The sequence below is a fragment of the ANME-2 cluster archaeon genome (assembly GCA_014237145.1).
GTDB lineage: Archaea > Halobacteriota > Methanosarcinia > Methanosarcinales > Methanocomedenaceae > Methanocomedens_A.
In genome coordinates, this window is record JAAXOC010000012.1 from 1 (window position 1) to 9000 (window position 9000).

General features: G+C 40.2%; 15 protein-coding genes and 1 pseudogene (2 of these 16 cut by a window edge). 12 read left to right on the plus strand and 4 right to left on the minus strand.

The annotated features are described in order from the left end of the window. The 12 genes and pseudogenes from HF974_02245 to HF974_02300 all read left to right on the plus strand — a co-directional run. On the plus strand, window positions 1-210 hold a 210-nt coding region (locus HF974_02245; protein MBC2697161.1), incomplete at its 5' end, for a hypothetical protein. 234 nt (window positions 211-444) lie between these two features. Further along, complete coding sequence (locus tag HF974_02250; GenBank protein MBC2697162.1) at window positions 445-651, plus strand: succinyl-CoA synthetase subunit alpha; 207 nt, start codon at window positions 445-447, stop codon at window positions 649-651. Next, a complete protein-coding gene (locus tag HF974_02255; GenBank protein ID MBC2697163.1) occupies window positions 648-1052 on the plus strand; it encodes a hypothetical protein in 405 nt (134 codons plus the stop codon). Before HF974_02250 ends, HF974_02255 begins: the two co-directional genes overlap by 4 nt. A gap of 191 nt (window positions 1053-1243) precedes the next feature. Continuing rightward, complete coding sequence (locus HF974_02260) at window positions 1244-1408, plus strand: hypothetical protein (protein ID MBC2697164.1); 165 nt, start codon at window positions 1244-1246, stop codon at window positions 1406-1408. Window positions 1409-1660: 252 nt separating this feature from the next. Then, a pseudogene (locus HF974_02265) lies at window positions 1661-1925 on the plus strand (hypothetical protein). Between the two features lie 394 nt (window positions 1926-2319). Continuing rightward, window positions 2320-2526, plus strand: coding sequence for a hypothetical protein (locus HF974_02270; GenBank protein ID MBC2697165.1), 207 nt, complete (start codon window positions 2320-2322; stop codon window positions 2524-2526). A gap of 29 nt (window positions 2527-2555) precedes the next feature. After that, window positions 2556-3005: a PIN domain-containing protein gene (locus HF974_02275; GenBank protein ID MBC2697166.1), complete on the plus strand. Its 450-nt coding sequence runs from the start codon at window positions 2556-2558 to the stop codon at window positions 3003-3005. Between the two features lie 84 nt (window positions 3006-3089). Further along, on the plus strand, window positions 3090-3617 hold the full coding sequence (locus HF974_02280) for a hypothetical protein (GenBank protein ID MBC2697167.1): 528 nt from the start codon (window positions 3090-3092) through the stop codon (window positions 3615-3617). A gap of 235 nt (window positions 3618-3852) precedes the next feature. Further along, entirely contained in the window at window positions 3853-4038 is a 186-nt protein-coding gene (locus tag HF974_02285) for a DUF2281 domain-containing protein (GenBank protein ID MBC2697168.1), read from the plus strand. After that, window positions 4035-4415 carry a PIN domain-containing protein gene (locus tag HF974_02290; GenBank protein MBC2697169.1) on the plus strand — a complete coding sequence of 127 codons (381 nt, stop codon included), beginning with the start codon at window positions 4035-4037 and terminating at the stop codon, window positions 4413-4415. The genes HF974_02285 and HF974_02290 overlap by 4 nt, the downstream gene beginning before the upstream one ends. 829 nt (window positions 4416-5244) lie before the next feature. Next, window positions 5245-5409 carry a hypothetical protein gene (locus tag HF974_02295; GenBank protein MBC2697170.1) on the plus strand — a complete coding sequence of 55 codons (165 nt, stop codon included), beginning with the start codon at window positions 5245-5247 and terminating at the stop codon, window positions 5407-5409. A gap of 196 nt (window positions 5410-5605) precedes the next feature. Continuing rightward, on the plus strand, window positions 5606-5809 hold the full coding sequence (locus HF974_02300) for a hypothetical protein (protein ID MBC2697171.1): 204 nt from the start codon (window positions 5606-5608) through the stop codon (window positions 5807-5809). Window positions 5810-6019: 210 nt separating this feature from the next. Here the strand turns inward: HF974_02300 and HF974_02305 are convergent, their stop codons facing one another. Beyond that, entirely contained in the window at window positions 6020-6667 is a 648-nt protein-coding gene (locus HF974_02305) for a hypothetical protein (GenBank protein MBC2697172.1), read from the minus strand. A 62-nt stretch (window positions 6668-6729) separates the two neighbouring features. Beyond that, window positions 6730-7227 carry a hypothetical protein gene (locus HF974_02310; protein MBC2697173.1) on the minus strand — a complete coding sequence of 166 codons (498 nt, stop codon included), beginning with the start codon at window positions 7225-7227 and terminating at the stop codon, window positions 6730-6732. A gap of 99 nt (window positions 7228-7326) precedes the next feature. After that, on the minus strand, window positions 7327-9000 hold the 3' portion of the coding sequence (locus HF974_02315; GenBank protein ID MBC2697174.1) for a hypothetical protein. Its footprint extends 21 nt past the window's final position; only the last 1674 of its 1695 coding nucleotides appear in the window; the start codon falls outside the window, past its right edge; the stop codon is at window positions 7327-7329. Continuing rightward, window positions 8996-9000 carry part of the coding region annotated (locus HF974_02320) for a hypothetical protein (GenBank protein MBC2697175.1) on the minus strand (this coding region is incomplete at its 5' end). The annotated region continues 746 nt past the right edge of the window, so 5 of the 751 annotated nt are shown. The genes HF974_02315 and HF974_02320, both read right to left, overlap by 26 nt.

Sequence of the window (9000 nt, forward strand, 5' to 3'; positions counted from 1 at the left end):
GCCTTAAACGCACTGGAAAGCCTGCGGTTATCTGGCAGGACCATTGCTGTGATAAGGCATATCGAAGCGCTTACCCGGCGCATACCTGTGAAGATAGATGTGAAAAGGACAGGGGTAGGGACATCAACTATGCATGTGAGTGGATTGGATAAAAAAAACTATATGCAGGCGGGTGCCCTGTTTCCCCTCCGGTATAGGATAATATTATAAGCATTCTGATTTTGCTAAGAATGGAATAAAATTTTGCCAAATATATCTTATAATTTTATTAATTGATATTTAGGACTACATGCCTAATGCTCTCTCTACTCGTACAATTTCTTTGTTACATCGCTAACATTCAAGTGCATTTAACACTTGTAAAATGATCTTAGATTATACAAAGCTTATCAAAAGACATAATAGTCCATAATTCATAATGAATGATAGGTAAATGGTGATAATATGACAACAAATGATTATGATTGGTTTGTAAAAACTGATCTGAGTGAATATGCTGGAGAATGGGTTGCCACATTAGATCAAAAAGTAATAGCACATGGTGTTGATGCTGAAATTGTTTATAAAGAAGCAAGATTAAAATATCCTACACGTGAACCATCATTAGCTAAAATACCAACAGGTGATACATTAATTTTGGTAATTAGATGATTGTTTTTAATTATCGTAAGGAAAAATCAACAATTACTGAAAATATTTTTAGACCTATTGCATCAGTTAAATTTAAAAGTAAGGAAAATACCTGGATAAAATTGCGTCTCTATATTGATTCCGGAGCAGATATAACTATAATTCCACTTTCATTTGGAAGATTACTTGGTTTAGAGCTTAAAAAAGAAGATATCAAACAACTTACTGGTGTTGGTGGAACTAGCATACCTGTTGTTATCACAGAAGTAGAAATAAAAATCAATGACATCGTGTTTCCAATTGACATTGCGTGGGCATTAGAAGAAGATATTCCACCATTGTTAGGAAGAACTAGTGTTTTTGATAAATTTATAATTACTTTTGATCAAACTAAAAAAATTATAATATTCGATTCTAATTAAATTTAAGGTCTTAGAGAATTGGACTGATAAATTTGAACTTTATGAATATTATTAAATGAACACATTACTTATTTCATAACTTCAAATCGGATTTGATGAACACACCCGCCCACCCCACATCCATTCACCTACATTTCACGACTCGACCTCCCGCCCGTGAATGCCCTCGAATCTATTAATGGAGTGTAAAGATGGCGAAGAAGAAACGATATCGCGGACATTTCTGTAAGGTATGCAAACAGATCCTGCCAAACGAGAAATTCTCTGGCAAAGGACACGCAGCTCATATCTGTAAGAAATGTGCCACGAAACAAAAGAAAGAAAAGAAAAAGCAGTCAGAAGAGATTGCTCTTTAATGCATATTGCTATGTGTATCAATTCCATTCCGGGGTCTGTGGCTTCGTAGATCGCTGGTGTATGCACGAGGTTGGGATGGTTGTATGAATGATGTGGTTTTGTGAGGTGGGACTTCATGTGAGAACACCCTTAAAGGTGGACTTACAGGTATGCATTAAGGGCTGTTGACCTGAAGGATATGGTAATAATAGACCTGTGGAACGCAGGCGAACAACGCCCGGCCGAAATCCTTATCCGGCGGCGAGTCATTTCTGGTGAGCCTGTCGCTGGCCCTGGCACTTCTCAGAACGAAGCAGCGGGCGCTCAAGGCTGGAATCATTGTTTCTGGACGAGGGCTTTGGCAAACTGGACAGCGAGACCCTGGATGCTGCCTTAAACGCACTGGAAAGCCTGCGGTTATCTGGCAGGACCATTGCTGTGATAAGGCATATCTACCATCTTACCCGGCGCATACCTGTGAGGATAGATGTGAAAAGAACAGGGTTCGGGACATCAACTGTACATGTGAAGGGGTAGGAGAACAAAATCCTTAAATGAATTTTATGAATTCTTCCACTGTAATATCTGCGTCTTGCAGAAATTTTCTAAGCAACCCCTTCCCTAAAACTTTATTGTCAGGGATTGAGATCGGTGTTTTAGATGAATCAGATATATGCTTCATTCGGATATGAGCCACCACATGGCCCGGCATATACAGTGTAGAATAGACCGGGTGTGGGTGGGGCGAGTGGAAGTTGAGATCACGGATGTAAACCATGAGTATCTCAGGCGGGATCCAGTCCTGTGCTGAATGACAGCGGTGATTGCAGATGATTCTATGTGGAAAGGCTCATAACAATATAATTTCACCCTTGTAAGTTTCAATCAAAAGATAGGATTATAATGTTTGAGTAACTAAAAAATGGTTATTATGTCAGAAGAAATAAGAAGAGAACTTGTGAAATTAGGCATAGAAGTTGGTGATTTAAAAAAAATGTCATGTTCTGGAGCGATAAAAGTGCCCTCAGAAGTAAAACTTAAGCGATATCATGCATTGTTAAATAGAGTATCAAAATGCCCAGAGGTAGACATTACGCCTGATGAACTTATTTCTTCACTTAAGCGAAAGGAATACTGATGTATATAACTCTGGACAGTAACGTGCTGGTGTATGCTTTTGTTCCGCCTATTCACAAAAATGAAGTGAAACGGAAAGAGTGGGAGAATCTGCACATCAATGCCAGGAAAATCTACGAAAATGTGATACGGGAAAAACATTGTTTGATTCTACCTTTTGCTGTTATAGTGGAAGTTGCCTCTGTTATTTCACTACTGACAGGAAAAGAGGAATATGGGAAAGATGCTGCACTGGAGATCGAGGATTGTGCCAAAATCGTTCTTTTCGATTCGGATATAAAGGAAAGAGCTCTTGATTATGCAATAAAAATCAAGGCTGGTGGTTTTGATAACCTCATAGCGATAACATCTATCCTTTATGGCACGACTTTGATTACGAATGATAAGCCCTTTTATAATAAATTGCTTCAGTTCACAGATGAATATCAATTTGATTTAAAACTTTTTAGGGATTTGAATCTTACTAATCTTAAATTATGATAAAACTGAACCAGCGTCTGAAATTTTGATGCCCATATCAGTGTCTAAAAAACACATCATAGAAACCACCATCCAATAAATTATATGACCTTTCGCCGGCCCTGGCATTTCTCAGAACGAAGCAGCGGGCACTCAAGGCTGGATTCATTGTTTTTGGACGAGGGCTTTGGTACACTGGACAGCGAAACCCTGGATGATGCCCCAAACGCACTGGAAAGCCTGCGGTTATCTGATATAACCTCCAGGTATGTATTAAGGGCTGTTGACCTGAAGGATACGGTAGTAATAGACCTGTGGAACGCAGGCGGACAACGCCCGGCCGAAATCCTTATCCGGCGGCGAGTCATTCGCGGGTCAGACTGTCGCTGGCCCTGGCACTTCAGAGCTGAGCAGCAGTCGGTCCAGGCTGGAATCATTTTTTTTGGCGAGGGCTTTGGCACACTGGACAGCGAGACCCTGGATGCCGCCTTAAACGCACTGGAAAGCCTGCGGTTATCTAGCAGGACCATTGGTGTGATCAGCCATATCGACCAGCTTACCCGGCGCATACCTGTGAGGATATATGTGAAAAGGACAGGGGTCGGGACATCAACTATACATGCGAAGGGGTAGGTTGGAAAAGACTATATGCAGGCGGCTGCCAGGTATCAGTGGGTTGCTTTATAGGAATTACTCTGTAATATTATGTGTTCTCTGTGGCTATCATTTTTACCTTCTGATTTGAAGTGGATACTATTTGCCCAGCATGCGATCTTATTAAGCATTAAGGGATATTCTTAAATCATTTAAAATATATTTTCATAAGAAGGAAGTGAAGAATATCTACGGAAAAGAAATTGAGGTGAAGATGGAAAAACTCCCCAAATATCTAAGAAGGGAAGTATTAGATTATATAGATTTTTTATCAATAAAGTATAAATGTAAACTGAGAAGCGAAAAGAAATTTGAGTTTGATTGGGAAGGAGGTTTACTAGAGGTACGGGAGAACTTTACTTCTGTTGAGTTACAACACAAATCTATGGGGTGGAGATGACATTTTTAGTTGATACAAATGTATTTCTGGAAATCCTTTTGAGCCAGGATAAAAAGGAACATTGTAAGATGTTTTTGAATAATAATATTGGAATTCTAAATATAACTGATTTTTCTTTTCACTCTATTGGTGTAATCCTGTTTAAATATGCCAAAGAAGATATTTTTCAGAAATTCATTGAGGATGTTATGCCAAATATTCAGCTCGCCTCATTACCAATAAAATTGTATATGGAAGTAATAAATGCAAAGAGAAATCTAAATTTGGATTTTGATGATGCTTATCAATATAGCACAGCCAAGTATTATGAATTGACAGTGGCTACAATGGATAAGGATTTTAAGAAGATTAAAGATGTGGACATTTTATTTTTATAAGATATTACCTACTAAAATATATCTCATTGAATAATCATTTTTTTCTACAATCATGCTACTGCCCGATCTCTAACTCCGTTGATGCCTGGGACTTGAGTATAAGCGAAATCCTGGGTTGTTTACTGGCGTGCCTTGAAGCATAAAAGAGAATGATAAACAACCAGGATATTGGAGGAAAAAAAGTATGTCCCACACCCTGCCCCTTACATCAAAGCCACAGAAAGCTGTGAGTGACAGTTCGACGACATACCATACCAGAGCCAGAAATCGCAAAAAATCAAACATAGGAGAACGGCGGCAGGAAAACCAACACAAAAACCCGCCGCCTTGCCGAAACACGGGATAATAACAAACACGTGAACATTGTACATCTTATATATTGTTTTTATATTATATATATGTTTTTATTTATCTAGTACTTTACTCTTATCTCTCGTGGAACCTGAACATATAAAGCAGGTATGCGGTTGGAGGGGGGCAGGGAATGATAGAACCTGCCACCTAGCGATATTGCAGGAACTATGAGCGGAACTCAGGGTTAAACTAAAATTTGGGCAATTGATGGAATTATTGGAACCTGTTAAGTCGTAGAAGGGCTATAAACCACTATTAATGGGTAATATGTTATTAATTTGCAGTGGACTTACATATAATAACCATTAAACAGGATTTAAAGCAACAAACCGTTTTATTTAAGTATACAAATACCCGGTACTGTTTGTATAGGGATAGTTTTTAGGCGCCAAGAGCGAGCTAAAATCCTCCTATATACATCTGATAATGGAATGTTAGAATTACGGGCTCTCGAATCTATTAAAGGAGTGTAAACATGGCGAAGAAGAAACGATATCGCGGACATTTCTGTAAGGTATGCAGGCAGATCCTGCCAAACGAGAAATTCTCTGGCAAAGAACACGCAGCTCATATCTGTAAGAAATGTGCCACGAAACAAAAGAAAGAAAAGAAAAAGCAGTCAGAGGAGATTGCTCTTTAATGCATATTGCTATGTGTATCAATTCCATTCCGGGGTCTGTGGCTTCGTAGATCGCTGGTGTATGCACGAGGTTGGGATGGTTGTATGAATGATGTGGTTTTGTGAGGTGGGACTTCATGTGAGAACACCCTTAAAGGTGGACTTACAGGTATGCATTAAGGGCTGTTGACCTGAAGGATATGGTAGTAATAGACCTGTGGAACGCAGGAGAGTAACGCCCGGTCGGGGACCCTTATCTAGCGGCGGGTCATTCCTGGTTAGCCTGGGGCTGGCCCTGGCACTTCTCAGAACGAAGCAGCGGGCGCTCAAGGCTGAGATTATTGTTTTTGGACGAGGGCTTTGGCACACTGGACAGCGAGACCCCGGATGCCGCCTTAAACCTGTATATCGGCGTTTTTAGTAACTATGTTTGAACCTCATTTCAACACTTGCAATAAAAATACTAAAACCCACATCCTGCAAGGCAATTTTGTTATAAATCCAAGTTGTTTTTTCTATTTGAAATAATTAATTATGTTACTTATGCAAAACTCCTTTATTGAGCCTGTGCCTATTGCACTCGGTTTCACAACACATAAATAATTATTTCAACTACAATAAAAATTTATGTTTAAATAGACACGATCTTGAACGGCTTAAACATCTTTTCAACATCCTTTGAAATATGAGTCCATCTATATATTTTTGAATCTTTTGATGTAAATTCCACTTCGTATATCTTAGATGCCTCTTCAATTAACTCTTCACAACTTATACCAATTTTATATTTTTCAATTTTCCATAAAATCGCAGCAATCAACTCATAAGAGATGAAATTGACGACCGAAAGATAGGCTTCTATTCTTCCTGGTAATTGATACTTGACAGGAGATAAACTGGCGTCACCTCTCAAAAACCTGAATGCTTTTTCAATATGATCTCTCTGGAAATATGTTCTAATGATATACTTTCCTGACATTGACACATCTGTACTAAAAAACAGAGATCTTCCATCAAGTCTCCTGGCAAATTCTTCCTCACTTTCAATAATTTGATAACCTCTTCTACTTCGTGCAGGTATTACGATTGGTTTCAAATTCTTCTTCAATTTGGCAATCTTTTGTTTGGACGTCTCAGATTCTAACTTATGCAAGAGTAAATCTCTTTGAACTCGTGAATGATTTCTCTTATCTGGGTCCAACATTACAACAATTTTACATTCATGTCCGTATAGATTTCCTACATCTTCTACACAGTAGACACCGTTTTTCTTAGACATACCAAAGATATTTTCTCGTTTTTCGATTTCAGAGTCATCATATCTTGCGGATGTTAGGTTAATTAGACCTGCATGACATAATTAATATATTTAATGGTTCCGATCGTGGGAATAATATAGGAATAACTTGAATCATCTGCGGCTTTTGTTGCAATGGGATCAACAGTAGAACGAACAATGTCATTGTTTCCAGTGTGCTGAATCTTCTCATAACTATCATAATCGAATAATTCTCTGGAAGTAACTTCAAACGGATTCAAATCACTTCCCTTGTATGCAATATTACAAATAGCCACCTCCCCGCTATGACCTGTACTTACATCCCATGCTGTTACCGTCACAGCACCTTTTGTGTAATCTATATTCGAACTCTGCACCGTAAGGGCATTCCCATCTCCTGATGTTACCCCTGTAACCTCAACTCCTTCAGATGTAGTAAATTTGATCTCGGCACCACATGTACCTAGATTTTCCACATCCCTGACCACCAATGATACGATCTTGGATCCATCCTCCAGTGTCTTAACATCTCCAAAATATAACTCAGGCGTTGCAGACACAGGCAGAGCTTACATTATCACAAGAAAAAGCACACAAAATGATATTGTTAATGTTTTCATATTTGCATCAGCAAAAAAAAAGGCATCCGTGAGGATGCCTTATGGTGCCGCCTCCTTTCCTACCAGGTATTTTGCCAAATAGAGTGCATCTGCAGAAGTTATCTTTCCATCACCTTGGGCAGGGGACATATCACTTACAAGCAATGAGGGCATGGGTTCTTTACCTACCATGTATTTTGCCAGATAGAGTGCATCTGCAGAATTCAGCTCTCCATCCCGGACAACATCGCCTCGCAAGAGTACAGTCAGTCCGATCACCGAAGTGTTTGTATTGTCTGCCCCGTCTGTTGCAGTAACAACCAGTTCATGGGTCAGGTTAATACCATCGGTAGCAGTTGTCGTTACTGTCCAGACATCTGTGCCAGCTATTCTCTCCATGACCTGGTCATCTGAACCTCCGATCGGTGAGAGATCAATAGTGACGTTCACCACACCAGATTCGCTATCGAGTACAGTTGCATTCAATACAGTGACATTCGTGCCAGGTACTCTGGGTCTGCCGTTGTCACTCAGGATCACATCCAAAGTGGCAATTGCAGCTGTTATCACCGGCGGTTCATTGTCAATTATACTGAATGTTCCATTGGTTACACTGTGTCCGATAATACCATAGCTGGTATAATCGATCAATTCCGAGGAACTGATGGCCAGTGGTGTTGAATCCTGGAATTCTCCTACGGCATGGAAGGTAACATGAGCAAAAACTACATCACCATTAAGCGATTCGTCTGCATCCCATGCTGCTATCGTCACTGAGCCGGCTGTGTTGTCGGCGTTCCAGTCCTGTATAACGAGAGCATTTCCATCTCCTGAGGTTACATTCGTTACATGAACTACTGATGGGTTGTATGTAACAGTGATGCTACCTGAACCCAGGTTACTCGCGTTGTTAACTATGACCAGTGCTGCTGTGAACTCGCCTGAAGCTGCCTCGACATTCTCAATTATTACAACAGGTGCAATTGTATCAAATGTCCCGGTGGCTACAGTGTGAGTTATCGGTTCAAGGGTGTCATAATTGATCAAATCCGCAGAGCTGATAGCCAGTGTTGCTGAACTCAGGTGATCTCCGACTGAGTGAAGAGTAACATGAGCAAAAACTACATCGCCATTATGCGGATTATTTGCATCCCATGCTGCTATCTCCAATGAGCCTGCTGTGTTGTCGACATTCCAGTCCTGCACAATAAGAGCATTTCCATCTCCTGAGGTTACATCAATTACCTGAATTACTGATGGGTCAAATGTAACATTGACATTACCTGAACCCAGGCCAGCCACATTATTAACCATTACTGATGTAAATGCATAGCCGTTTGGCGCTGCTATGGCATCTACAATTAGTATTATAGTAGTGTTCTCGGAGATGGCTGCTATGGTGAAATTATATTCACTACCCTCACCTGCATTACCGCTTGCATCAGTGCTGTAAACCATATAGTAGTAGGTTGTCTCTGCACTCAATCCAGTCAGTGAAATGCTGTGTGAGCTAACCAGTGAAGTATCGGATTCGTTATCCGTGTAAACACCGGGCGTCGTACCGTACTTGACAACACTGTCACTGTCTTCGTCAGTATCCCAGGAAATGGTTACTGAATCGGTTGTCAGATCAGTGTTTTCAACATTGCTGATGACCGGTGCTGTAGTATCAGAGATGGTTGCAGTAGTGAAACTGAACTCACTTCCATCACCTGCATTACCGCTTGCATCAGT

What these genes read in the sequence shown, in the direction of transcription:
- HF974_02270 (MBC2697165.1), top strand. Translation starts at nt 2,320, where the DNA reads ATGTCAGAAGAAATAAGAAGAGAACTTGTGAAATTAGGCATAGAAGTT.
- HF974_02285 (MBC2697168.1), top strand. Translation starts at nt 3,853, where the DNA reads ATGGAAAAACTCCCCAAATATCTAAGAAGGGAAGTATTAGATTATATA.
- HF974_02305 (MBC2697172.1), bottom strand. Translation starts at nt 6,667, where the DNA reads ATGTCTAAGAAAAACGGTGTCTACTGTGTAGAAGATGTAGGAAATCTA.
- HF974_02260 (MBC2697164.1), top strand. Translation starts at nt 1,244, where the DNA reads ATGGCGAAGAAGAAACGATATCGCGGACATTTCTGTAAGGTATGCAAA.
- HF974_02290 (MBC2697169.1), top strand. Translation starts at nt 4,035, where the DNA reads ATGACATTTTTAGTTGATACAAATGTATTTCTGGAAATCCTTTTGAGC.
- HF974_02280 (MBC2697167.1), top strand. Translation starts at nt 3,090, where the DNA reads ATGACCTTTCGCCGGCCCTGGCATTTCTCAGAACGAAGCAGCGGGCAC.
- HF974_02295 (MBC2697170.1), top strand. Translation starts at nt 5,245, where the DNA reads ATGGCGAAGAAGAAACGATATCGCGGACATTTCTGTAAGGTATGCAGG.
- HF974_02250 (MBC2697162.1), top strand. Translation starts at nt 445, where the DNA reads ATGACAACAAATGATTATGATTGGTTTGTAAAAACTGATCTGAGTGAA.
- HF974_02255 (MBC2697163.1), top strand. Translation starts at nt 648, where the DNA reads ATGATTGTTTTTAATTATCGTAAGGAAAAATCAACAATTACTGAAAAT.